Raw genomic sequence first — 23,010 nt, 5'->3', positions numbered from 1 at the left:
GCGACGCCGTGTCTGCCACGGAGCCCGGCCTGGCGCCGGTCCCCCGCGTGCTGAGCATCGCCGGCACCGACCCCACCGGTGGCGCCGGGGTGCAGGCCGACCTCAAGAGCGTCGCCGCCAGCGGTGGCTACGGGATGGCGGCGGTGACCGCGCTCGTCGCGCAGAACACCTGCGGGGTGCGCTCGGTGCACCGCCCTCCCCCGGACTTCCTGCGAGAGCAGCTCGTCGCGGTCAGCGACGACGTGCAGATCGACGCGGTGAAGATCGGGATGCTCTTCGACGCCGAGATCATCGCGGTGGTCCGCGCGTGGCTCGCCGAGCATCGGCCGCCGGTCGTCGTGCTCGACCCGGTGATGGTGGCCACCAGCGGCGACCACCTGCTGCAGCCGGAGGCCGAGGACGCGCTGCGTGACCTGCTGCCTCTGGTCGACCTGATCACCCCCAACGTCCCCGAGCTCGCCGCGCTGGTGTCCGAGCCGGCCGCGGTCACCTGGGACGGGCTGCTGGACCAGGCCCGACGGCTGTCCCGCAGCACCGGGGTCACGGTGCTGGCGAAGGGCGGTCACCTCGACGGCGACGAGATCTGGGACGCGCTGGTCGACGCCTCCGGCGCCGTGACCGAGCTGTCGACCCCGAGGGTCGAGACCCGCGCCACCCACGGCACCGGGTGCTCGCTGTCCTCGGCGGTCGCCACGCTCCGGGTCACCCACGGTGCCTGGCAGCCCGCGGTGACCGAGGCGAAGCGGTGGCTGACCACCGCCCTTCGGGCCGGCGAGGAGCTGCACGTCGGGCAGGGCCACGGCCCCGTCTCCCACCTGGCGGAGACCTGGGCACGGGCCGGGACCCGGCTCACGCCGGCCCGGCTGGCCGAGCACTGGTGGGCCCAGATCGCGGACGTGCGCGCCGAGATCGACGCGCTCCCCTTCGTCCGCGCGCTGGCCGACGGCAGCCTGGGTGACGACGACTTCTCCTGGTACCTGGCGCAGGACGCGCTCTACCTGGGCGACTACGCACGGGTGCTCGCCGAGGCGAGCCGCCGGGCCCCGACGGTCTCCGAGCAGACCTTCTGGGCCGGGTGCGCCCAGCAGGCGCTGGTCACCGAGCTCGAGCTGCACCGCGGCTGGCTCGGCGGCAGCGACGAGCCCGAGACGCTGCCCGGGCCGGTGACGACCGCCTACGTCGACCACCTGCTGGCGACCACCGCCCGCGGCGGGTACGCCGAGGTGGTGGCGGCCGCCCTGCCGTGCTTCTGGATCTACGCCGACGTCGGTGCGCGGCTGGCCGAGCACCGCACCGACGACCACCCCTACGCGGCCTGGCTGACCACCTACGCCGACGAGGATTTCGCCGAGGCGACCGCCCGCGCGGTCGACCTCGTCAGCACGCTCGCCGCGGGCTCCACCCCGCAGGTGCGGGAGCGGATGTTCGCCGCCTTCCGCGCCTCGGCGGTCCTGGAGCGGGACTTCTTCGCGGCACCGCTGCAGCGGCACGATGGATCCGGCCCTACCGTGGAGGGGTGAGCACCCCTCTGCTGGAGTCCCGGCTGCCGATCGTCGCGGCGCCGATGGCCGGCGGCCCGACGACGCCCGCCCTCGCGGCCGCGGTCGCCCGGGCCGGGGCCTTCCCCGTCCTGCCGGCGGGATACCTCACCCCGGAGCGGCTGGCCGAGGACATCGCGCAGGCGCGCGAGCTGGGTTCGCCCTTCGGGGTCAACCTCTTCGTCCCGGGACCGGTCGGTGACGTCGCCGCGCAGGTGGCCGCCTACGCGGCCGCGATCCAGCCCGAGGCCGACCGCTACGACCTGCGCCTGGACCCGGCGCCGGTGAGCGACGACGACCACTGGCCCGCCAAGCTCGCGCTGCTGCTCCAGGACCCGGTACCGGTGGTCTCGCTGACCTTCGGGCTTCCGCCGGCCGAGGACGTGGCCGCCCTGCAATGGGTCGGCACCCGGGTCCTGGCCACGGTGACCACGCCGGACGAGGCCCGCGCCGCGGCGGACCTCGGGGTCGACGGGCTGGTCGTCCAGGGCCCCGACGCCGGCGGGCACAGCGGCACCCACGACCCCGCCCGCACCCCCGAGCCGGCGCGCACCGTCGAGGTGCTGACCGCAGTCCGGGCGGCCGTCGAGCTCCCCCTGGTCGCCGCCGGCGGCGTCGACGGCCCGGCCGCGGTTGCCGAGCTGCTGGCGGCCGGCGCCGAGGCGGTCGTCGTCGGCACCCTGCTGCTGCGCACCGACGAGGCCGGTACCTCGGCCACCCACCGGGCGGCGCTGGCAGACAACGGGTTCGACGAGACGCTGCTCACCTGCGCCTTCACCGGCCGCCCTGCCAGGGCCCTGCTCAACCGCTTCGCCGACACGTGGACCGGCACCGCCCCGGTCGCCTACCCGGCCGTGCACCACCTCACCCGCGGTCTGCGGAAGGCGGCCGGCGCGGCTGGTGACGCCGACGTGCTGCACCTGTGGGCCGGCACCGGCTACCGGCAGGCCCCGGAGGGGTCGGCGGCCGAGGTCGTCGCCTGGCTGGCGAAGGACCTGCCGTGAGCCGGGTCGTCCGGGTGGCCCGGGGAGCCGCGGCGCGCCCTGCCGCCGCCCTGGCTGACAGCCTCAGCACAGCCGCCCACGGGTCGCGCACAGCGGACGTGGCTACCTTCGACGGTTCCCCGAGGACCTGAGGAGGCCCCCATGGAGACCTACGTGCTGCTCGACATCATCGTCGGACTCACCCTGCTCTGGGCCCTGGTCGCCGGAGCCTCGCGGGGCTTCGGACGCACCATCGGCGGCCTCGCCGGCGCGGTCGCCGGTCTCGCCGCGGCGGTCGTCGCGGCGCCGTGGATCGCCGAGTGGCTGGCTGACAGCGCCTGGCGCGTCCCGGTGATCGTCGGGGCGGCCGTGGTCCTCGTAGGGGTGCTGGCCGGGGTCGGCGCGACGCTGGGTCAGCACCTGCGGGCCGGGCTGATCAAGATGAAGCTGCGCTGGGTGGACACCATCGGCGGCGCGGTCGCCAGCGTGGGGGTCGCGGTCCTGGCGTGGATGCTCGTGGGGTCGACGGTGGCCTCGGTCGGCAACCCGACGGTCACCGAGGCGGTGCAGCGCTCCCGGGCGATGCACGCGCTGGCCGAGGCGACCCCGACGAGCCTGCAGGACGGGGTGCTGCTCACCCGCCTGCTCGAAGGGGGCGAGCCCTGGCTGGCCGAGGTGGTCGGCGGCCCGACGACCCGCCCGAGCATCCCCGACGTCGATGTCGACACCGCGGCGGTGCAGGAGTCCATCGGGTCGGTGGTCAAGGTCAGCGGCACCGCGCAGGAGTGCCAGACCGGGGTCAGCGGCAGCGGCGTCGTCGTCGCCCCGGACCGGGTGATCACCAACGCGCACGTGATCGCCGGGATCGACGACCCGAGCGTCCGCGCCCCCGGCGAGCTGCCGGTCGGCGGCGAGGTGGTCTACGTCGACGAGCACAACGACCTCGCGGTCATCGCAACCAGCGGTCTCGACGCGCCCGCGCTGAGGATCAGCCGCGCCGTCGAGACGGGCGACGAGGCAGTCGTGGCCGGCTACCCCCGCGGCGGTCCGCTGACCCTGGAGCCGGCCGAGATGGTCTCCGAGCGCCGAACGGTGGTCACCACCGACGGCGGCACCGGCAACCGGTCGGTGCTCACGCTGGCCACCGAGGTCGATCACGGCAACTCCGGCGGCCCGGTGCTGGACACCGACGGCGACGTCGCCGGGATCATCTTCGCCAGCAGCGCGGCCGTGGAGGACGTCGGCTACGCGGTGCCGATCTCGGTGGTCGAGCCGGTCGCCGCGCAGGCGGCGTCGCTGACCGCGCCGGTGCCGACCGGGTCGTGCGAGGCTGCCTGACGCGTATAGCACGTTGCTATAGTGCGGAGGTGAGTCGCTTCGCCCTGGACCGAGCCGCTGAGCTCGTCCGTCGCGCCCGGTTCGACGCTGGGCTGACACAGACGGAGCTCGCCGAGCGGGCCGGCGTGCGGCAGCCGAGCCTGGCGCAGATCGAGGCCGGCTCGCGGCGGGTCTCGGACGAGATGCTGGAGCGCCTGTTGCGTGCGGCCGACTACCGCCCCTCGCTCCCCCTCGCCGAGCATGCGCGCGAGATCACCGAGGCCGCTGCTCGTCACGGCCTGAGCAACCTCCGCGTCTTCGGCTCGACCCTGCGGGGCGAGGACGGCTTCGACAGCGACATCGACCTGCTGGTCACCATCGCCCCAGGTACCGACCTCTTCGACGTGGCGCTCTTCAGCGACGAGGTGCGCCGCCTCACCGGCTTCCCGGTGGACGTGGTGTCTGACCGGGGCGACGCCGCCGCGGACCTGGCCCAGCCAGAGGCGGTAGCGCTGTGATGGCGGTGCATGACTCTGGTGGGTGCACGACGGTCATGGCGGTGCAGCCGTGACGGACGGGCCGTCGGAGGAGCCCCGCTTCAGCCCTCGCCCCCGGCGCACGGCGCCCGAGGCCGGCCGGCGCGACACCGAGAACGCCCTCACCGAGCTGCGCGCCATCGTGCGGCGGACCGAGATCGTCCGCGACGCAGGGCGGGACCACTTCGCCGACGGGCACCCGGCCTACGACGTCGCGAGCATGGTGATCCTCCGACTCGCCTCGCTCCTGGAGCGGCCCGAGCTCAACATGGCTCACGGGCCGCTGAGCGAGGACGAGGTCGTCGCGATCCGCACGACCCGGAACATCGCCGCGCACGCTGGCTACCGCGGGATGAACGACGACCTCTTCTGGGCGGCCGTCACCGTCCGGGTGCCGGACATCGTGCGCCGCCTGCTCGAGCATCTGGACGATGACCTGGACGACGCATGACCCCGCACCCTGATCGAATGGAGACTCCCGTGCCGCACGACCCCGACACCTTCCTCGCCGCCTGCACGATCGAGCCCGCGGTGAGCGAGCTGCGGCCCGACTACCGCGCGGCGCTGCTCGTCGTCGAGGGCCTGGACCCGGCCAGCGACGCCGGCTCGGAGCGCGCCGAGGTGATGCTCGTCGAGGCCGAGCAGCACGCGCGCGGCCTGCTCGCGGACAGCCCGGTCGAGGAGCTGGCGCACATCGCCGCCTGGCGGGAGGCGTACCGCGCCTTCGGCGCCAAGCCGCAGCGCACCCGCAACAGCCTGGAGGCGCTGACCCGCCGGGTGGACGACGGGCTGCCCCGGATCAACCCGCTGACCGACATCTACAACGCGGTCTCGGTGCGCCACCAGGTGCCGATCGGCGGCGAGGACCTCGATGCCTATGTCGGGGCGGCTCGGCTGGTCCGGGCGACCGGGGACGAGCCCTTCGCCACCGTCGTCAGCGGGGAGCCGGCGGTGGAGCACCCGGCACCGGGTGAGGTCGTGTGGTGCGATGACGACGGGGTGACCTGTCGGCGGTGGAACTGGCGGCAGGGGCCGCGCACCGCCCTGAGCACGGGCACCACCCGCGCCTTCTTCATCCTCGACGCGCTGGGGCCGATGAGCGACGACGCGCTCACCGCGGCGGTCGACGAGCTGGCGTCGGCACTGGGCTCGCTCGGTGAGCAGGTCACGGTCAGCCGGCGGGTGCTGGCGGCGGGCGTCACCCGCTGACGACGCCCACGGTGACGAGGACGAAGCCGACGAGTTGGAGCGATCCGCGGATGAGCTGGAAGACGTCCCAACGGCGCCGCATGGCGATGAAGCCCTCCGGCGCACGCTCCGCGTGGATGCGTCCGGTGCGCAGATTGATCGGCACGTTCCCGATGATCGTGACCACGAGCGCGATACCGAGGCTGACGGCGGCCGCGACGAGCCACGCCGAGGGCATGGACACGGCCAGGCTGACGCCGAGGACGGTGGTGAGGGTCATGCCGATGGGCATGACCCGACCGAACGTCTTCAGCAGGCCCTGCTCGACCACGAGCTGATGGTCGGGGTCGAGGGTGCGGATGACCGGGTGCACGAGCACGGCGGATCCGAACTCGGCAGACCCCACGAATCCGACGACGAGGATGGCAGCGATCTCGAGCCAGCTCACGCTCACGACCTCCCTTCGACGCTGTCCCGCTGCTGGGCGACCCATTGGGTGAAGGGGGTCGGCGGTGCGCCGAAGTCGCGGAACCAGGCGGTGGTGTCAGTGACGTCGCCGTGGCGATCCATGCTCGTGAGGATGCCGAGGGGCCGGGTCATCCGCCCCCTGAGGAAGAGACGGTTGACCGCCCGCATGAACCAGAGCGGCAGCACCCGCACCGCGGACGGGGCGATGCTCCTACCGGTGATGGCGCTGGCGTACGCGGCGGCCGCCTCTCGCAACGTCATCTCCTGCCCTCCTGCCACGTCGTAGACCTGGTTGGCCGTGTCCGGACGTCCGAACGCCGTCGACGCCGCGGCCATGACGTCACCCACGGCGACCGGTCGGACCGGGTGACGTTGACGTCCGATGAGGACCGGACGTCCGCCGCGCACGAAGCTGGCGAGCGTCTCGTTGATGAAGCCGACCCGGAAGACGGTGGAGGCGACGGAGCTGTCCATGAGCATCCGCTCACCGCGCGCCTTGGCCTGCTCCCACGGGTACGCCGCGTACGCCGGTTGCGCGAACATGCCTGAGATGAGCAGGACTCGACCGATGCCCGCGGCCTCAGCAGCAGCTGCGACGTTCGCGACGCCCTGCTGCTCCACCTGCACGGCTAGCTCGACATCGCCGCCACCGTTGAGGGCGAGCAGCACGCCGTCCGTGCCGGCAAGCGCGGCCGGCAGCGTCGCCGGCTCGGTGACATCGCCCTGCACGACCACGACGCCCTCGGGAAGCCGTGCCCGCTCCGGGGCGCGAACGACCGCGCGCACCTCGTGCCCGTCGGCCTGCAAGCGGGTCACCGCGTGGCCACCCAGGTACCCGGTCGCGCCCAGGACCGCGATCCGTGCCATCTCGCCTCCTATTGGCTAGTGCACCTATCTATTTATGGATAGTAGTAGTATCCGCAAGGTGGGCACAAGGCAGGACGGATCGCTAGCCGCGGCGACGACGAGGGAGATGCGGTGACGGAGATGCGAATGGCTGAGTTGGCCGCGCGTTCCGGGCTGACCGTCGCGACGATCAAGTTCTACCTTCGTGAGGGGTTGCTCCAACCTGGCCGCCGCACCAGCGTGAACCAGGCCGTGTACGACGCGTCGCACCTCGAACGGCTCCGGCTCATCCGCGCACTGGCGAAGGTCGCTGGGCTTCCGTTGGACACGATCCGCGAGGTCGTCCAGGTCGTCAGCGGGCAGTCCTCCATCCTCGACGCGATGGCCGTCACGCAGGATGCGCTCGTGGGCGAAAGGGGCGACGAGGACAGCGAGGACGTGGAGCCAGCGGCCGCCGAGACGCTGGCCCACGTGATCGAGGCACGCGGGTGGCGGTACCAGCCCGGGTCACCCGCCCACTCGGCAGCGATCCGAGCCGTGGCCGAGCTGCAGGCCGAGGACCTCACCATGCTCGTCGACCGTCTCGACGACTACGCGCGAGCAGCAGATGCCGTCGGGCGGATCGATGTCCAGGCCGTCGCTGGCGCCGACAGCCTCGATGCGACCATCCGCGGGGTCGTCCTCGGCAGCATCCTCCGACGCCCCTTGCTCGACGCTCTCGTGCTGCTCTCCCAGCAGCACCACGCGAACGTTCTCGACCAGGAGGACGAGCACGCGTAGAGCCGGCACGGTCCCAGAGCGGCGTCACTGCTCGCGCTGGACAAGGTCGACGAAGGCGGTCGCCGCCGGGCTGGGGTTGAAGCCGCTCCACGCGAGGTGCTCGACGCGGGTCGGGCCGCCCTGCACCGGGATCGACCGCACGCCGTCCTGCTCGGGCACCATCTGCGGGGCGAGCAGGGCGACGGCCAGCCCGGCGCGGACGAGGCCGAGCGCCAGGTCGGTGCTGGTGACCTCGTAGGGCACCTCACGCGTGAGGCCGGCGCGCTCGAAGGCGCGGTCGGACTGCGCCCTACCGGGGCTGCCGGCCGGGAAGTCGACGAAGGGGTGCTCGCCGAGGTCGGCGAGCCGAAGCCTACGTCGCTGCCCCAGCAGGTGGTCATCGCCGACCACCGCGACGAGGCGGTGGTGCGCCAGGTCGCGTGAGGAGACGCCGGTCACCGGTGCGTCCTCGGCGAGCCCGAGGAAGGCGACGTCCAGGGCCCCTGCGATGACTGCGGCGACCAGCTCGTCGCTGGCCCCCACCCGCAGGGAGACGCTCACCTCGCGGTGCGCCTGCCGGAAGGTGCCGAGCAGGTCCGGGATGTCGACCGCGGTGACGGTCGGGATGAGGCCGATGGCCAGGGTGCCGCGCAGCTCGCCGGTCGCCGCCGCAGCCTCGGCCCGGGCGCGATCGGCTGCGGCGACGCTGGCTCGGGCTTCCGGCAGGAAGGCGGCCCCCGCGGCGGTCAGCTCGACCCGACGGCTGCTGCGGGCGAAGAGCTGCACCCCGATCTCCCGCTCCAGGGCCTTGATCTGATGGCTCAGCGCGGACTGGACGACGTGGCAGCGCGCCGCAGCCGGGTGAAGCTGCGCTCCTCCTCGACGGCGAGCACGTAGCGCAGCTGCTGCAGCTCCATGCATGCATCGTGTCTGTCGATCGTTGCGATGACAAGCATGTCTTGGACTCATGCCTATGTCTCGCCCGAGGATCGAGGGGTGAGCACGACGACGACCCGGACCGTACCCCTTCGACCCGCCAGCGGCACCGACCCTCGGGTGGGGTGGATCGCCCTCACCGCGCTGGCGCCGGCGGTGTGGGGCACCACCTACATCGTCACGACGCACCTGCTGCCGGAGGGGCACCCGCTCTTCGCCGCGCTCCTGCGGTGCCTGCCCGCCGGGATCATCGCGCTCGCGCTGGGCCGCCGGCTGCCGCACGGGGCGTGGTGGTGGCGCAGCACGGTGCTCGGGGTGCTCAACATGGGCGCCTTCTTCCCGCTGCTCTTCGTCGCGGCGCAGCGGCTGCCGGGCGGGGTCGCCGCGACGCTCGGCGCCGGCGAGGTGCTGACCTCGACGCAGGTCGTCGGCTTCGTCGTCGCGCTGACGGCGATGGTCTGCGGCCAGCTCACGCCCCGCCGCACATCCACCCGCCCCGGACCGAAGGGCTTCCCTCGTGAAGATCACCGTCATCGGCGCCACGGGCATGGTCGGCAGCCGTGTCGTCACCGAGTCCGTCACGCGTGGCCACGACGTCGCCGCGGCGGCCCGCACCCCGGCGCCCCGCCCGTCCCCCGCCGTCGACTCGCGTCGGGTGGATGCCACCGACCCGCGGCAGGTCGACGAGGCCCTGACGTGGGCGGACGCCTTGGTCCTCGCGGTGCGCGCCGCGCCCGGCGATCTGGAGCTGGTGGCCGCAGCCACCGAGGTGGTGCTACACAGCGCGCAGCGGCTCGACGCTCGGGTGCTCGTCGTCGGTGGGGCGGGCCCGCTCCGCTCCCCCGACCGGCCAGGCACCCTGGTCGTCGACGATCCTCGCTACGTGCCGCCGGCGTGGCGGCAGGTCGCCGGGGTCAGCGTGCGCCAGCTCGAGGTGTGCCAGGCGCACCCGACGCGGCATGGGCCTACCTCAGCCCTCCTGCCCTGCTGGAGCCGGGGACGCGCACCGGGCGCTACCGCCGAGGCACGACCACCCTGCTCACCGCGCAGGACGGGAAGTCATGGATCAGCGCCGAAGACCTCGCGGTCGCGGTGGTCGACGAGCTGGAGCAGCCAGGCGCGGACCGGCACATCACCGTCGCGGCCGCCGAGGACTGATCGAGCAGGTCGGACGCGGGCGAGGGGACGGGGGCGGCGAACGCCTTCTTCTTCGCCGCAACGCTCGCCGCCCGGAGCGAGTACGCACCCGCGGAGGCGCGCGGGCAGGTGTTCCTCTGGGTCGGAGCCCTGAAGATCGCCGCGGGCTCTGCAGGCACCGCGACCGCCGGGGCCCTGATCGCGAGCATGGCGTGGGTACCTGTCGCGGCCGTGGCCGCAGTCGTGTGCGGGCTGGAACGGTCCCGCACCACCCATCCGAAGGTCACTGCTCGTCAGGTCTGGTGAGCAGGCGTCCACGGACGACGGCAGCCGGTCGCAGAAGTGAGCGTGGGCGAGCGGACCGTGGGCACAGGGATTGGCTGGAGAACGCCGAAGGCCCGAACCCCCAGCCAACGGTTCTGTCGGCAAGGATTCGAGCCTCGTGCGTGGTGGACGTGAAGGGACTCGAACCCCTGACCTTTCGCGTGTGAAGCGAACGCTCTAACCAGCTGAGCTACACGTCCGTGGGCTCCACCTGCCGTGGCGGGTGGTGCCGGAGCAGAGTACCCGGCGGGCTCCCCCTTCGTCACATCGGCCCCGCACCGGTCCCGCATCGGCGCCGCGCCCGTCCCTCGGCGGCAGTGCACCGGCCGCGCCCCAGGCAAGAGTGAGACCCGACGACCAGGCTCAGCCGAGGCCGGGCAGCGACTCCAGCCAGCCCTTGACCGGGTCCGGGCTCCAGTCCGGCACCCCGAGCAGCAGCAGCACGACGTAGAAGCACAGCCAGCAGAAGACGACGGTGAGCACCCCGATGGGCACCTTCGCCTTCCACGGCAGCGAGGGGTACCAGATGTTGAAGGTGCGCACCTCGGCCTTGATGAACTGGGTGACCCGCCGCGCCCAGATGAACTCGGTGCTCCACAGGAAGAGGCCGACGAAGATCACCGCCCAGCCCGGTCCGACGAGCGGGACCATCGGGATGCCGGCGACGATGAGCACCAGCCCCACGACGAAGATCCCGATCCGCCAGGCCAGCGCACCCGCCGGGTTCTGCCGGATCTTGCGGCGCCAGGCGATCGGGTCGTCCTCGACGTCGATCCGCTTGTCGTCGCCGAACTGCTCCTGCAGCTCGCGCTGGGCGATCTCGTGCTGGTCGCGGCGCACGTCGAGGTAGCCGCGCCGGTTGCCGCCGTCGTCGTAGGCGCGCCGCCGCCGCTCGTGCTTGTCGACCGTGACGCTCACGGGTCCATCCTCTCCGCGACCCGCTCGGCGAAGATCGCCGCCGCCTGAGCGGTCACCGGCATCTCCTCGGCCAGGCTGTCCCCGTCGACGGTAGCGATGGGCTGCACGTCGCGCATGGTGTTCGTCAGGAACGCCTCGTCGCTGGTGACGAGCGCCTCACCGGGCAGGGTCTGCTCGCGCACCTCGAGCCCGGCCTCGCGGCACCACTCGATGGTCACCGCGCGGGTGATCCCGGCCAGGCAGCCGGACTCCAGCGGCGGGGTGAGGATGACCCCGTCCTGGACGACGAAGACGTTGGAGCCGGTCCCCTCGCAGAGCTCGCCGCGGGTGTTGCGCAGCACCGCCTCGTCGGCGCCGTGCTCGCGCGCCCGGGCGAGGGCGATGACGTTGTCGGCGTACGAGGTGGTCTTCAGCCCGGCGGTCGCGGCCTGCTCGTTGCGCGTCCACGGCACGGTCGCGACGCGGGCGTGGCTGGGCAGGGGCTTGGCCGGCACGAGGCCGATGACGTAGGTGAGCTCGCCGCTGGTGCGGTCGGAGCCGAGCGGCCCGACCCCGCCGGTGACGGTCCAGCGGATGCGCCCCAGCGGCATCGGTCCGGCCGCGGCGAGGGCGGCGTCGATCCCTTCGTCGAGGCGGTCGGCGTCGAAGCCGGTGAGGCCGAGGCCGGCGAGGGTGCGCTCCAGCCGGCGCAGGTGACGGGTGCGGCCGAAGATCTCCCCATCGATGACCTTGCACGTCTCGAACGCGCCGTCCCCCACCGTCAGGCCGTGGTCGAGGGCGGAGAGGCTGCGCTCGTCCTCGTCGACCAGCGAACCGTTGACCCAGACCGTCGTGCCGCTCATGCGCCTACCTTCCCAGATGCCAGACCGATGAGGCGTGCTGCCTTGAGCTCGGTCTCCCGCCACTCCGCGGCCGGGTCCGAGCCCCACGTGATGCCGGCGCCGGTGCCGAAGCGCAGCACCCGGGCATGATCCTGAGTCTCTTCACCCTGCGTCTCGTTCCGCGCTGTCTCTGCGACGAACGTGCGGATGCCCACGGCGAGTTCCGCGCGGCCGGCGTCGGCGTCGATCCAACCGACCGCCCCGCAGTAGGCACCCCGCGGGCTCGACTCCAGCTCGTCGATGATCCGCAGCGCCGAGGACTTCGGCGCCCCGCTGACCGAGCCGGGCGGGAAGGTAGCCGCGAGGATGTCGGGCCAGGTGACGCCGGGCCGCAGCCGACCGGCGACGCTGCTCGTCAGGTGCACCAGCCCGGGGTGCTGCTCGACGGCGCACAGCTCCTCGACGGCCACGGTGCCGGGCTCGCTCACCGGGCTGAGGTCGTTGCGGACGAGGTCGGTGATCATGACGTTCTCGGCGTGGTCCTTGGCGCCGAGGTCGGCGGCGGACGCCCCGGTGCCCTTGATCGGTCGGGAGACCAGCCGGTCGCCGTCGCGGATCAGGTAGGCCTCGGGCGAGGCGCTGACGACGTCCAGCCCGGCCGAGGGGACGTGCACGAGACCGGCGAAGGGGGCAGGGTTGCCGGCCGCGAGCACGTGCGCCAGGGCCGGGAGATGGGCGTGCTCGGGCAGCGGCGCGCTGAGCATCCGGCAGAGGTTGACCTGGTAGACGGTGCCGGCGGCGATGTGCTCGCGGATCGTGGCGACGCCGCGGCGGTACTCCCCTTCGTCCATCGAGGATCTCCACGCCGCTGTCACCGGCGTCCACGGGTCCGGTTGCGGGACAGGCTGATCGGTTCGGGCGAAACGGACCGCGGTGAGCTCGCCCTCGAAGGTGACGACGACCGCCCAGTCTCCCCCGGCGTCGAGGTCGGCCGGGTCGTGGGTGAGCGCGACGGGCTCGGTGAGCACCCTCGATCCGAAGCGCGCGTGATCCACCGCGCGAGGATATCTCCGCTCCCACCCCGGCTGCCGGGGCTAGCCTCGGCCGAGCAGAGCCGTGTCGAAGACGAGCCGGTCGCTGGTGATGAGGCCTTCGATCACGGTGCAGCACTCGGCCGCGCGGATGGTCCCGACGGGTTCGGTGTGCATGTCGTACATGACGATCGCCGTGTCCTTCTCGGCGGTGACTGCGAGGACGTCGATGGAGGTCACCGCCACCGCGAACTCGGCCATCGCCGCCAGCACCGGCGCTCGTCCGGTCAGACTCGCCCGCGGGCTCTCGAAGGTGACGTCCTGCGCCAGGTACCGACCGGCGACCTCCGTGTCACCCTCGGCCCAGGCGCTCAGGAACGCCAGAGCGGTCTGCCGTGCGTCGCTCACGGCCGAGACGAGGGACGAAGGGCGAGGAAGGTCACCCCGCCGCTGAAGGCGACGTGGCGCACCTGCTCCAGCTGTGGCGGCGCCTCGCCCTCGGGGAAGAGCGAACGCCCGCGTCCCTGCCAGGCCGGGTAGACGAAGAGCCGGTACTCGTCGACGAGATCCGCCCGGGTCAGAGCGTGGCTGACCTGGATGCTGCCGGTGACGCAGGCGTGGCCGCCCGGCTGCTCGCGCAGCTCACGGGCGACCGCGACCGGGTCGTCGCCGAGGATGGTCGCGGTGTCCCACTCCGGGTCGGTGAGGGTGCTCGTGATGACCCCCTTCGCCGCCCCGTTGACCATGTCGGCGGTCTCGCCGCTCTGGTGCGGCCAGTACCCGCGGAAGTCGGTGAAGGTCTGCCGGCCGAGCAGCAGCAGCTCCTCGCCTTCGGTCTGCCTGCGCGTCTCCTCCGTCAGGTCCGGGGTCTCGGTGGCCGGGTCGAACCAGTCGTCGAGCATCTCGATCCGGCCGTCGAGCGTGATGTTCTGGGTGATGACGATCTTCATCGCGACGACCCCGCAGCCTGCTCCAGGCTCGCCAGCGATTCGTCGAGGAACTCGGCCGGGAAGGGCGGCATCGGCACCTCGCGGCGGAAGAAGTCCGGGGTGTCGGTCCAGTCGTAGGTGATCGTCACCTCGGTGCCGTCCCCGCTCGGCGCGAGGTCGTAGCGCCACGTCCACCAGGTCGGGCCGAGCTCGCCCCTATCGTCGTACTGCCCTGGCGCCCAGGCGATCACGCGATCCGGCTCCAGCGCGACCACACGGTTGTCCATGACGTAGTCGCCCTGACCCTCGACGAACATGTTGACGCTGAAGACCTGCCCGACCTGCGTGATCGGCTGCGGGTCGACCGCGCTGCGCACCCAGTCCCCGGGCTCGGTCTCGTGATGGCGAGCCGGGTCGGCGAGCACGGCGAAGATCGCCTCGGCCGGCAGCGGCACCACGCGGCTGCGGATCATCCGCTCGCGCCCGTCGGCGGCGGGTCCGACATCGCCTCGCGCCAGGGTGGTCTCGAGCTCCTCGAACGCCTCGCGCCAGCCGCTGTCGATGCCCTCGTGGCTCTCGCCAGGCACCTTCGCCAGGTGGAAGGTCATCTCGGTGCGCCCGTCGCCGAGGTCGGCCAGGTCGAGGGTGAGCACCGGCGCGATGCCGTCCTCATCCCCCGGCTCGCGCCAGGTGCAGACCAGGCGCCCGGGCGGGTCCAGCTCGAGGTAGGTGCCGCCGGTCGGGTACTCGCCGCCGTCACGGTCGACCATGAGGTAGCCGTACTCGCCGCCGACGCGCAGGTCGATATGGGTGCTGCCCTCGGCCACGGTGACGTCGTGCGGGTGCCACCAGCGGGCGGCGATCTCCGGGTCGGTCCAGGCGCGCCACAGCGTCTCGCGGGGGGCGTCCAGGGTGCGGGTCAGGGTGATCGAGTCGGTCTCGGTGCTCATGCGGGCTCCTCTCGTGGCGGCCGGTGCCGGCCGCCCTTCGCTCAGTCGGTGGTCAGGCCGGTGATGGTCTCCTCGAGCCGGTCGAGGCGACCGGTCCAGATCTCGCGGTGGCGGCTGACCCAGTCGTCGGCCTCGCTCAGCCCCTCCGGCCGCGCCGCGCAGATCCGGTACTGGGCCTGGCGGGTGCGCGTGATGAGGCCGGCGTCCTCGAGCACGCGCAGGTGCTGGCTGATCGCCGGCTGGCTCATGCCGAAGGGGGTCGTCAGCTCGCCGACGGTGGACTCCCCCTGCGACAGCCGGTCGAGGATGCCGCGTCGGGTGGGGTCGGCCAGCGCGCTGAAGACCCGGCTCAACGGGTCGGTCGCCTGTTTCATCGCTACTTCCTTATATAAGCAGTGACTTCACTGTCTCGCCAGACCTCTCCCCTGTCAACCCCTTCAGGCAGGATCGGTCAGCCGCGGGCGTCGAGCTCGGCGACGAGGCGCACGCCTGCGGTCTCCCGGAACGACGCCTCGACCAGCTCGGCCACCTCGTCCCAGTGGGTGCACGCGTCGAGGTCGAGACCGACCCAGCCGCTGGGTCCGAGGTAGGCGGGCCGGTAGCAGCGCGGGTCCTCCAGCAGCGCCCGGGCCTCGTCCTCGTCCGGCTTGACGACGACCGAGCGCGCCCGCTGCTCCCACTCGCCATCGACCTTCAGCGAGCCACCGAAATAGGCGAAGACCTTGCGGGTGAAGAAGGCGGGGTGCCCGTGGCTGATCTTCTCGTCGGCGCCGGGCAGGGCCAGCGCGATTTCGCGGACTCGCCCCAGCAGCGGGTCATCCTCGTCCACCATCAGCGGGTGCGCCATGAGGGAACGCTAGCGGCTCGCCTTCCATTGGCCGCGTGGATGCGTGCCGACGTCGAGCCGACCGGTCACGACGGAAGGACGTCCATCACCATGTCGATGATCGTCACGCCGGCCTCCCCGAGTCGGCGCAGATCGTCGGCGTGCCTGCCGGCCTCGTCGATGGAGTCGAAGACGGTGCTGACCGAAGGGCCGTCGTCGAGGGTCACCACCAGGTGCACCGTCCGCCCGGAGCCGGCACCTCCCCCGTGTCGCTCGTCGTCGGCGCGGTAGGGATAGTCCTCGATGAGGTTCGCGCGGCCGGGGGTGACGCTGAGGAGCCGCTCGAGCAGCTGGTGAGCCTGCTCCTCGGTGGAGGCCGCGGCGACGGGCTCCAGCCCTGAGGACCAGCCTGCACCATGGTCTGCAGGTCCGATGTAGACCACCCAGCATGTGTCTCCCTGGACCCGGCCGCACTCCGCGCGAGGCCTCTGCACGCGCACCGACGATGAGCGTGCAGCACCCGTGATGATCTCGACGGCCGCGGCAACGCCTCCGCAGCGCTCGATCTCCTCGGAGAGCGCCGTGGCTCGGCGTCGGTAGCGCTCGTCTCCGAGGATCTGCTCCACGAGCCGACGTACCTGGCGGGGACGCGGGCGAACGGTCCGGATCCCCTCTCCCGCACCGCTGCTGCGCAGCCGCGCCAGCACCTCGGCCTTGTCCTCGGTCGCACCCACGAGCGCGACGGGCACCCCGTGGCGCAGGGCCAGCTGCACCCCTCCGTACCCACCGTTGGTCAGCAGCAGCGCGCAGCGAGGCAGCACCGAGTCCAGCGGCAGGTGATCGGCGACCCACGTGTTGCTCGGCACCACCGACGGCGTCGCTCCTCCGCCGGTGGTGACCACGACGTTCGCCGGGGCGTCGGCGAGCGCTGCCAGCGCCGGGTCGATGAGCTCTGCGGCGTCCGCGTTCGCCAGCGTCCCCTGGGTCACGAGCACGGTCGGCCGGTCCGCGCGCAGCTCGGTCCACCACGGCGGCAAGGCACCGTCGCTGCGGGTCAGCGGCCCGACGAAGTGGATGGGGGCGCCTCCGCCGTCCTCTCGAGCGGCGGGCTCGAAGCTGGGACCGCTCAGCTGCAGCACACCGTCGCTGGCCGTGGTCCACCACATGAAGAACCGGTCGAGCACGACGCCACGATGAGCTGCCTGCTCCTGGGCGAGGCGCTGCACCGGACGCAGCAGCCGGGTCATGATCCACCGCTCGGCACGCCCTTGCATGCTCCCACCGCCGGGCCGCATCAGCGGGAGCAGCCCCAGCACCAGCACGGGCGGCCCCTCGGCACGCAGAGCCTGGGGCAGTGCGCCGAAGAACATCGGATCGGCGACCACGACATCGACGCCCCTCTCGGCGACGACCGCGTCGATCACCCGCGACTGCTCGGCCATGGGCTCGACGAAGCCCGCCAGGTCATCGCGCATGCGGGCGAGCAGACCGAGCTCGCTCCGTCGGGCCAACCGACGCACGACCTCGGGGTCGGCCGTGTCCGTCCCCGGAGGTAGCCCCACGGGGTCACCTCCGGCCCGGCGGACGGCGTCGGCGTGGTCCCGTCCGGTCATGACGACCACGCGGTGACCGGCCTCGACGAGGCCGCGGACCAGCGGCATCGCCGGGTTGACGTGCCCGGCGAAGGGCTGCAGGCAGATCAGGATCGTCGCCACCGCTTCAGCCTAGGCGCCGAGCTGCCTGGGGAGATCGCTGCGCGAGCCGGAGCGCCCGGCACAGATCGTCACGCCGTCGTCACAACCGCTGCCACCGGACGGGAGTAGCGTTCGAGACCCACGAGACGTCGGGGGTGAGTCGTGCGCAGGATCGCAGGGACCGGCGTCGTGATGGCGGCCGCGCTGACGCTCGCCGCGTGCGGCTCGGGCAGCGGTGGTTCGAGTGGCGACGACTCTGGCTCGACCGACAGCACGAGCACCACCACAGTCACGCCGAGCGCCTCCGGCTCATCGAGCGACGGCAGCGACGCCTCGACCAGCACCAGCACGGTCACCGCCGGCGAGACCAGCGACGGCTCGGGCGGCGCTGGATCCGGCGGCAGCCCGGACGACGGTGGCGGCTCCGGCGGTGAGATCGCGCAGGTCGACCTCGGCAACCGCGCGTGGGAGGACGGGGTGAGCTTCCGCGGCACCTTCGACCTCGTCGACGGCGAGACGACCTACGGCGACTTCGGAGGACGGGTCCACCTGGACAACGCCGACACCACGTACACCGACGTGGACGGCGACGGCCACGACGACGCGCTGATCACGCTCACCTTCGACGAGGGCAACGGCACCGAACGCTCGCTCTACGTGTGGCTCTGGGACCCGGCGGCGCAGGACGCCCGGCAGGTGCTGCCGGCGCTGGCCACCGACCTGCGCTGCGGCGACGTCACCGAGGAGATCTCGGTCGTCGAGCCGGGCGTCGTCGGGATCAGCCGGCTGGTGCGCGAGGGCGAGGCGTGCTCGCAGACGCCCACGAGCAGCGAGCAGGTCACGGTGGCGGTCGACGGCCGCTACGCCTGGCAGACCAGCCCGACGATCAGCGCCCTGCAGTGTCCCTACGTCGAGGGGCAGGGACTGAACTTCCCCGGCTCCGACCTCGGCGACGACGGCCCGCGCCCGTGGCCCGCCGATGATGCCCCGGTCATGCTCACCGGCGGCGACATCCAGGCACTGGACATCACCCCCGACGGGCAGAGCATCGTCGACGGCTGGAACCAGCTCATGTACGTCCAGGACAGCTCGGACAAGGGCGGTGTCCCGCCGTGTGGCTACCTGCCCGTGCCGGGCTGAGCGGGTCGAGCGCCCGCTGGGCAAGCCCGCTCCCGGTAGAGGATCAGCCCAGTTCCGTCAGCAAGTGCGACAGCTGGTTGTCGACGATGCCCCTGATCTGGTCCGGGTTGACCCGGAAGTACTCGTGGACGACGAGGTTGCGCAGACCGGCGATCGAAGTCCAGGGGACGTCGGGGTGCTGGTCCTTGAAGTCGTCTGGGAGCGCCTTCACGGCCTCGCCGATCACCGCAAGATTGCGGAGCACCGCGTCATACGCCATCGGCCCGAGCTCGGGCGAATCGAGATAGTTGCGGTAGGCGATGCAGCGTGTGATCGCACCGCGGACGTCCGACAGGCGTTCCGCCTCCGCGCGACTCACACGGCCACCGCGTCGTCGAGGGCAGTCGCAGAGACCTCATCGCGCAGGAGCGGTGCGGCCACGACGTCGACATGGATGCCGAGCAGCTCGCTCAGCTCCTCGCTCAGCCCTGCCAGGCGGAGCAGCTCGTTGCCGGCGCCCGGTGCCAGGTCGACGAGGAGGTCCAGATCGCTGTCCTCCCGGGAGTCACCCCGAGCCACCGACCCGAACACCCTCGGGTTCGCGGCACCGAACCGGGCCAGCACCTTGGTCAGTCCGCCGCGCTGCCGGTCCAGCGCAGCGCGAAGCCGCACCGCGTGGACCGTCGGTTCACTCATGAGCCAAGCGTAGCGAGGCAGGTGTCTGAACGCGGCGTGCCGCGATGACTTGGGTTGCAGAAGCGACCCGGTGGCCATCGGTAGAGGGATCGCCCTGATCCACTAGATCCAGGCCACCAGAATGTCGTCCAGGGCCGGCCATCGAGTGTGAGCGGTCGCCGCCCAGCCCTGTCGGTCCCACGACCTACTGTCCTCGGCATGGACGCCCGCCAGCTGCTGACCACCCTCTGCACCACCATCGACGAGCACCGTTGGGACGACCTGCCTCACCTCTTGCACGAGGACTTCGTGTGTCGCCTGGTGCATACGGGCGAAGAGCTCGACAAGGTCGGTTGGGTGCGGCTGAACGCCGAGTATCCCGGCTTCGAGTCGTTGAGGGTCGAGGATCTCGTGGCCGCTGGCGAGCGCGGGGTGGCCCGCTGCCACGTGACCGGGCGCCTCGACGGCACGGTCGAGCGCTTCGCCGTCGCCAGCTTCGTCACGGTGCGCGACGGGCTCATCGGTGAGCTCACCGAGGTCTGGACCGATCTCGGGGTCGAGGTGCCGAGCGAGCGCCGGGTACCGGTGGACGACTGAGGAGGGCGCTCCTCAGGCGCGCGCGTCGCCGCGCAGGGCGGCGGCCGCGTCGGCGTAGAGGGTCGCCTTGATCGTGCCGAGCGTCGCCCGGTCCTTGCCGGCCAGGTCGCGCACCAGGTCGGCGGCAGCCGCGATCAGCGCATCCTGGCTCGTGGCGGCGTCGACGAGACCGGCAGGCACAGCGTCCGCCCCACCGAAGCGGCGACCGGTGAGCATGGCGTCGCGGGCCTGGCGCGGCGTGAGCTTGGTCGTGATGAGGGCGTCCATGCCCGGGGTGAAGGGGATCTGGATGTCCACCTCGGGGAAGCAGAAGAAGCCGCGGTCCTCGCGCATCACCCGGTAGTCGTGGGCGATGGCGAGCATCGCGCAGGCGCCAAAGGCGTGCCCGTTGACGGCCGCGACCGTCGGGACCGGCAGGGTCAGGACGCGCGCGAGCACGACCTGCACGCGAGCGGCGTAGGCCTCGAACTCGTCCGGGTGCGCGCTCACCCAGTCCAGGTCGAGGCCGTTGGAGAAGAACTTGCCGGTGCCGGTGGTGAGCAGGGCGGCCGGCTCCCCCGACGCCTCCAGCTCGTCGAGGGCCGACTCGATCTCGGTCAGCCGGTCGGGCGAGAAGCGGTTCTCGTCCTCCCCGAGGTCCAGCGTCCAGATCGGTCCGTCGGCGGTGATGCTCACCATGGCTGGGTCTCCTCGGGTCGGGGGTGTCGAACGACGTGGCAGCAGTATCACCCGTGCCTTGACCGGTTGCTGGTCCCGGCCCATCCGGGAAGTCCCGTTGGTGGCCGAACTGCTCGAGCGTCGCCTTCGTCTCCCCCACGGCATGCCTCCCGGGCGACAGACGTGTCGAGCAACCCGACTGTCGCAGGTAGTGGTCAAAGCCTCCGTCGTAGCCCTCGTCGACAACCGCGGCTGCGTACTCGCCCAACGTGAGACACGCGTCCAGGCAGTACGGGCAGCGTTGCCCACCGTGTCTGCGACCTGGACCTCGATCGAGCTCGATCGACGGCACGCCATAGGCCTTGATCGTCGCCAGGGTGGTGTTGAGGAACGCGCGTGCCACGTCATGGTCGGGGTAGTCGAAGAGCCAGTCTGTGCCCTGGTCTGTGAAGCACAACGACATCGGGAAGTAGCCCTTGGACAGCTGCAGCTCACGGTCGACACGTCGAGCGTGAGGTCCCGGTCGAAGTTCTCCTTGAGCTTGCCGTCCTCAGGCAGGACCTTGACCGCCTGGTCCAGGTCGATCTCCTCACCCACTGCCTCGTTGATGTCGACGAAGAAGCGTCTGCGCACGATCTTCTTGTTCTCGTGACACACGACAACCCCGTCACCGGTGAGCGCCTGGGTGAGGGAGGTCAGCCGTTGCTGCCCGTCAAGCAGGAGCAGGTCAGGGTTGGTCGTGGTGACGGCCGCGTCGCACGCGAGGCACGTGGCACCCTGCCGACCCGACATCGTGCCGTCCACCCCCTTCGGACCCGACGCGTCGTGCCCGATCTCGATGGCGACGCGCTGCCCCGACGGATGCGTCGGGTCCGGCACGACAGCCGGGACGACGTAGGCCTCCTTGCCCTTCTTCTTGCCGAGCCACCAGCACCGGACGAGCGGCATCTCGATGCCGCACGCCGGGTTCGGGCGGGTGACGGTCCGCGCCCAGATCCACGCGATGACGGTGGTTAGCGAGCCGTCGGGCAGGGTCACCTTGGGGTAGAGGTGGCCGATGCGGCGCTCGGCCTCGTCCCGCATCCACTGGCCGTAGGCCTTGACGTCGGCGGCGAGCCCTTCGCCGCCCTGGTACGACACGAGCCCGTCGCGCAGGTCCGCGTGCACTGGCGCCTGCCCGCGGAACTTCGGCGGGATCTCGATGAGCGCCTTGTTGATGAGCACGGCGACGGGGTTGAGGTCGCTCGCATGCGCCTCGAGACCGAGGCGCTGCGCCTCGAGCGGGATCGTGCCGCCACCGGCGAAGGGGTCGAGGATCGGCGGCGGATTGTTGTCCGTGCTCGCCATGATCTCCGCGCGTGCTTCGGCCAGGAGACGCTCGTCGCGGACGTTCTCCCAGACGACGAGCCGCTCGATGATGCGACCGCCGTCGCCGAGGTCGCCTCGAGCACCGCGTGCTCGCGCCAGCCCAGCCGGTGCAGCACCGAGGTCCCAACGGCCAGGTCGTCGCTACGCGAGGCGATGACCGTGCCGACCGCGCCGCCGTCGAGCGGAGCGTCGATGGCGAAGGGAGGGACGTAGGACTTCACGTCGTTCATCCGGCCACGCATGTACGGGTCGACCGACATCACCGAGTTCGCCACGAGCACCTCGCCGTCAGCGAGCTCGGGGATCGCGGTCTCGACGATCCGGAAGTTCCCCGGCGTCGGCGCGCCCTGCGGGCGCGAGGCGAGGTGCACCTCGCGGGTGGTCGTCGGAACCGGCCGATCAGCTGTACTCGTGGACATTGCGGGCATCCAGATGCGGGTGTGGTCTGTGCGACAAACGACCACGCTGCCACATCCAGCCGCAAGTGCTACTACGGCCACACCCGGGCAGCAGCTCATCCCCCTTCGTCAGCCGAGGTCACGCCGCGAGCGCGAGCCCCGCGTACGCGCCCTCGGCGGCGAGCAGCTCACCGTGTCTCCCCTGCTCCACGACCCGCCCATCGTCGAGCACGACGATCTGGTCGGCACCCTCGACCGTGGAGAGCCGGTGGGCGATGGTGATCGTCGTCCGCCCCTCGACGAGCCGGTCGAGGGCGACCTGCAGCGCCCGCTCGGTCTCGTTGTCCAGCGCGCTCGTCGCCTCGTCGAGGATGAGGACGCGCGGGCCGCGCAGGATGGTCCGGGCGATCGCGATCCGCTGCTGCTCACCACCGGAGAAGCGGTAGCCGCGCGAGCCGACGATCGTGTCGAGCCCATCCGGCAGCGACGCGAGGTCGGCGACCTGCGCCGCGGCCAGCGCCTGCCACAGGTCGGCGTCGGTGGCCTCGGGCGCGGCGAGCAGGAGGTTCTCCCGGATGCTCGCGTGGACGAGGTAGGTCTCCTGGCTAACGACCCCGACGATCGAGGCGAGCACCTCCGGGTCGAGGTCGCGGACGTCGACACCGTCGATCGTCACGCGCCCGGCAGTCGGGTCGTGCAGCCGCGCGACGAGCGCGGCGAGCGTCGACTTGCCCGAGCCGGTGTGCCCGACGAGGGCGAGCGAGCTGCCCGCGGGGACGTCGACCGACACCCCGGCCAGCGCGTCCCGGTCGGCACCCGCGTAACGGAAGGACACCCCGTCGAGCCGCACCTCGCCGCGGACCGTCGCCGGTCGAGGTCGACCGGGTCGGTGGGCGGGAGGATCTCCGGCTGCAGGTCGAGGTACTCGAAGACCCGGCTGAAGAGGGCCATCGAGCTCACCCACTGCGCGCCGACGTTGAGCAGCCCTATGAGCG

At 72.0% G+C, this 23,010-nt stretch carries 26 protein-coding genes, 1 tRNA gene and 3 pseudogenes; 12 read left to right on the top strand and 18 right to left on the bottom strand.

Annotated elements, in window-relative coordinates; all coding sequences use genetic code 11:
- Window positions 1–8 precede the first annotated feature (8 nt).
- The 6 genes from BJY28_RS12365 to BJY28_RS12340 all read left to right on the top strand — a co-directional run bounded on the left by BJY28_RS12365 (window position 9) and on the right by BJY28_RS12340 (window position 5,583).
- Entirely contained in the window at window positions 9–1,520 is a 1,512-nt protein-coding gene (locus tag BJY28_RS12365) for a bifunctional hydroxymethylpyrimidine kinase/phosphomethylpyrimidine kinase (RefSeq protein WP_343037098.1), read from the top strand.
- Entirely contained in the window at window positions 1,517–2,542 is a 1,026-nt protein-coding gene (locus BJY28_RS12360) for a nitronate monooxygenase (protein WP_179463268.1), read from the top strand. The genes BJY28_RS12365 and BJY28_RS12360 overlap by 4 nt, the downstream gene beginning before the upstream one ends.
- A gap of 141 nt (window positions 2,543–2,683) precedes the next feature.
- A complete protein-coding gene (locus BJY28_RS12355) occupies window positions 2,684–3,859 on the top strand; it encodes a MarP family serine protease (protein WP_179463267.1) in 1,176 nt (391 codons plus the stop codon).
- A 29-nt stretch (window positions 3,860–3,888) separates the two neighbouring features.
- A complete protein-coding gene (locus tag BJY28_RS12350) occupies window positions 3,889–4,356 on the top strand; it encodes a helix-turn-helix domain-containing protein (protein ID WP_179463266.1) in 468 nt (155 codons plus the stop codon).
- Between the two features lie 49 nt (window positions 4,357–4,405).
- Entirely contained in the window at window positions 4,406–4,825 is a 420-nt protein-coding gene (locus tag BJY28_RS15910; RefSeq protein ID WP_218875337.1) for an antitoxin, read from the top strand.
- A gap of 17 nt (window positions 4,826–4,842) precedes the next feature.
- Window positions 4,843–5,583: a B3/B4 domain-containing protein gene (locus BJY28_RS12340; RefSeq protein ID WP_179463265.1), complete on the top strand. Its 741-nt coding sequence runs from the start codon at window positions 4,843–4,845 to the stop codon at window positions 5,581–5,583.
- Here the strand turns inward: BJY28_RS12340 and BJY28_RS12335 are convergent.
- Both BJY28_RS12335 and BJY28_RS12330 read right to left on the bottom strand, forming a co-directional pair.
- Entirely contained in the window at window positions 5,573–6,010 is a 438-nt protein-coding gene (locus BJY28_RS12335) for an anthrone oxygenase family protein (RefSeq protein ID WP_179463264.1), read from the bottom strand. The genes BJY28_RS12340 and BJY28_RS12335 overlap by 11 nt on opposite strands.
- A 2-nt stretch (window positions 6,011–6,012) precedes the next feature.
- Window positions 6,013–6,897, bottom strand: a complete 885-nt coding sequence (locus tag BJY28_RS12330) for an SDR family oxidoreductase (RefSeq protein ID WP_179463263.1) — start codon at window positions 6,895–6,897, stop codon at window positions 6,013–6,015.
- Window positions 6,898–7,023: 126 nt separating this feature from the next.
- On the opposite strand from BJY28_RS12330, the gene BJY28_RS12325 reads away from it, so the two are divergent.
- On the top strand, window positions 7,024–7,656 hold the full coding sequence (locus BJY28_RS12325; RefSeq protein WP_246313404.1) for a MerR family transcriptional regulator: 633 nt from the start codon (window positions 7,024–7,026) through the stop codon (window positions 7,654–7,656).
- 24 nt (window positions 7,657–7,680) lie between these two features.
- Here BJY28_RS12325 and BJY28_RS12320 read toward each other — a convergent pair whose 3' ends face one another.
- Complete coding sequence (locus tag BJY28_RS12320; RefSeq protein ID WP_281367049.1) at window positions 7,681–8,439, bottom strand: LysR family transcriptional regulator; 759 nt, start codon at window positions 8,437–8,439, stop codon at window positions 7,681–7,683.
- A 111-nt stretch (window positions 8,440–8,550) separates the two neighbouring features.
- Between BJY28_RS12320 and BJY28_RS16940 the strand changes: the two are divergent.
- The 3 genes and pseudogenes from BJY28_RS16940 to BJY28_RS16930 all read left to right on the top strand — a co-directional run.
- Window positions 8,551–8,913 (top strand): annotated as a pseudogene (locus BJY28_RS16940) (EamA family transporter); the annotation flags it as partial.
- A gap of 205 nt (window positions 8,914–9,118) precedes the next feature.
- Window positions 9,119–9,340 (top strand): annotated as a pseudogene (locus tag BJY28_RS16935) (NAD(P)H-binding protein); the annotation flags it as partial.
- Window positions 9,341–9,507: 167 nt separating this feature from the next.
- On the top strand, window positions 9,508–9,729 hold the full coding sequence (locus BJY28_RS16930; RefSeq protein ID WP_343037178.1) for an NAD(P)-dependent oxidoreductase: 222 nt from the start codon (window positions 9,508–9,510) through the stop codon (window positions 9,727–9,729).
- A 426-nt stretch (window positions 9,730–10,155) separates the two neighbouring features.
- Here BJY28_RS16930 and BJY28_RS12305 read toward each other — a convergent pair.
- From BJY28_RS12305 to BJY28_RS12255, 10 genes are all read right to left on the bottom strand, one after another.
- Window positions 10,156–10,232 (bottom strand) — tRNA-Val (locus BJY28_RS12305).
- Window positions 10,233–10,395: 163 nt separating this feature from the next.
- On the bottom strand, window positions 10,396–10,950 hold the full coding sequence (locus BJY28_RS16925; protein WP_179463261.1) for a PGPGW domain-containing protein: 555 nt from the start codon (window positions 10,948–10,950) through the stop codon (window positions 10,396–10,398).
- Window positions 10,947–11,792, bottom strand: a complete 846-nt coding sequence (locus BJY28_RS12295) for an aminotransferase class IV (RefSeq protein ID WP_179463260.1) — start codon at window positions 11,790–11,792, stop codon at window positions 10,947–10,949. Before BJY28_RS12295 ends, BJY28_RS16925 begins: the two co-directional genes overlap by 4 nt.
- Window positions 11,789–12,826 carry a chorismate-binding protein gene (locus BJY28_RS12290; RefSeq protein WP_179463259.1) on the bottom strand — a complete coding sequence of 346 codons (1,038 nt, stop codon included), beginning with the start codon at window positions 12,824–12,826 and terminating at the stop codon, window positions 11,789–11,791. The genes BJY28_RS12295 and BJY28_RS12290 overlap by 4 nt, the downstream gene beginning before the upstream one ends.
- A 39-nt stretch (window positions 12,827–12,865) precedes the next feature.
- Window positions 12,866–13,210 (bottom strand): nuclear transport factor 2 family protein, encoded by a 345-nt coding sequence (locus BJY28_RS12285; protein WP_179463258.1) that lies wholly within the window; start codon window positions 13,208–13,210, stop codon window positions 12,866–12,868.
- Window positions 13,207–13,752, bottom strand: a complete 546-nt coding sequence (locus BJY28_RS12280; RefSeq protein WP_179463257.1) for a dihydrofolate reductase family protein — start codon at window positions 13,750–13,752, stop codon at window positions 13,207–13,209. Before BJY28_RS12280 ends, BJY28_RS12285 begins: the two co-directional genes overlap by 4 nt.
- Window positions 13,749–14,681 (bottom strand): SRPBCC family protein, encoded by a 933-nt coding sequence (locus tag BJY28_RS16395; protein ID WP_246313403.1) that lies wholly within the window; start codon window positions 14,679–14,681, stop codon window positions 13,749–13,751. The genes BJY28_RS12280 and BJY28_RS16395 overlap by 4 nt, the downstream gene beginning before the upstream one ends.
- Window positions 14,682–14,722: 41 nt before the next feature.
- Complete coding sequence (locus BJY28_RS12265) at window positions 14,723–15,055, bottom strand: ArsR/SmtB family transcription factor (protein ID WP_179463256.1); 333 nt, start codon at window positions 15,053–15,055, stop codon at window positions 14,723–14,725.
- Window positions 15,056–15,132: 77 nt separating this feature from the next.
- Window positions 15,133–15,528, bottom strand: coding sequence for an MmcQ/YjbR family DNA-binding protein (locus BJY28_RS12260; protein WP_179463255.1), 396 nt, complete (start codon window positions 15,526–15,528; stop codon window positions 15,133–15,135).
- Between the two features lie 65 nt (window positions 15,529–15,593).
- On the bottom strand, window positions 15,594–17,222 hold the full coding sequence (locus BJY28_RS12255) for a nucleotide disphospho-sugar-binding domain-containing protein (RefSeq protein WP_179463254.1): 1,629 nt from the start codon (window positions 17,220–17,222) through the stop codon (window positions 15,594–15,596).
- Between the two features lie 141 nt (window positions 17,223–17,363).
- Between BJY28_RS12255 and BJY28_RS12250 the strand changes: the two genes are divergently transcribed.
- Window positions 17,364–18,341 (top strand): hypothetical protein, encoded by a 978-nt coding sequence (locus BJY28_RS12250; RefSeq protein ID WP_179463253.1) that lies wholly within the window; start codon window positions 17,364–17,366, stop codon window positions 18,339–18,341.
- A gap of 43 nt (window positions 18,342–18,384) precedes the next feature.
- Here BJY28_RS12250 and BJY28_RS12245 read toward each other — a convergent pair whose 3' ends face one another.
- Both BJY28_RS12245 and BJY28_RS12240 read right to left on the bottom strand, forming a co-directional pair.
- Window positions 18,385–18,699 (bottom strand): HepT-like ribonuclease domain-containing protein, encoded by a 315-nt coding sequence (locus BJY28_RS12245; protein ID WP_218875331.1) that lies wholly within the window; start codon window positions 18,697–18,699, stop codon window positions 18,385–18,387.
- Complete coding sequence (locus tag BJY28_RS12240) at window positions 18,696–19,016, bottom strand: nucleotidyltransferase domain-containing protein (protein ID WP_179463252.1); 321 nt, start codon at window positions 19,014–19,016, stop codon at window positions 18,696–18,698. Before BJY28_RS12240 ends, BJY28_RS12245 begins: the two co-directional genes overlap by 4 nt.
- A gap of 198 nt (window positions 19,017–19,214) precedes the next feature.
- Here BJY28_RS12240 and BJY28_RS12235 point away from each other — a divergent pair, with 198 nt between their 5' ends.
- A complete protein-coding gene (locus tag BJY28_RS12235) occupies window positions 19,215–19,592 on the top strand; it encodes a nuclear transport factor 2 family protein (RefSeq protein WP_179463251.1) in 378 nt (125 codons plus the stop codon).
- Window positions 19,593–19,604: 12 nt separating this feature from the next.
- Here the strand turns inward: BJY28_RS12235 and BJY28_RS16390 are convergent, their stop codons facing one another.
- The 3 genes and pseudogenes from BJY28_RS16390 to BJY28_RS16920 all read right to left on the bottom strand — a co-directional run bounded on the left by BJY28_RS16390 (window position 19,605) and on the right by BJY28_RS16920 (window position 22,850).
- Window positions 19,605–21,596, bottom strand: a complete 1,992-nt coding sequence (locus tag BJY28_RS16390; RefSeq protein WP_246313402.1) for an enoyl-CoA hydratase-related protein — start codon at window positions 21,594–21,596, stop codon at window positions 19,605–19,607.
- Between the two features lie 65 nt (window positions 21,597–21,661).
- Window positions 21,662–22,036 (bottom strand): annotated as a pseudogene (locus tag BJY28_RS16385) (NADP-dependent oxidoreductase); the annotation flags it as partial.
- Window positions 22,037–22,154: 118 nt separating this feature from the next.
- The gene (locus tag BJY28_RS16920; protein ID WP_343037096.1) at window positions 22,155–22,850 is read right to left on the bottom strand and encodes an ABC transporter ATP-binding protein; all 696 of its coding nucleotides are present in this window, start codon (window positions 22,848–22,850) and stop codon (window positions 22,155–22,157) included.
- Between the last annotated feature and the right edge of the window lie 160 nt (window positions 22,851–23,010).

This window comes from Janibacter alkaliphilus, assembly GCF_013408565.1.
In the GTDB taxonomy this organism is placed as follows: Bacteria; Actinomycetota; Actinomycetes; order Actinomycetales; family Dermatophilaceae; genus Janibacter; species Janibacter alkaliphilus.
This window is presented reverse-complemented; position numbering and strand designations above follow the sequence as displayed.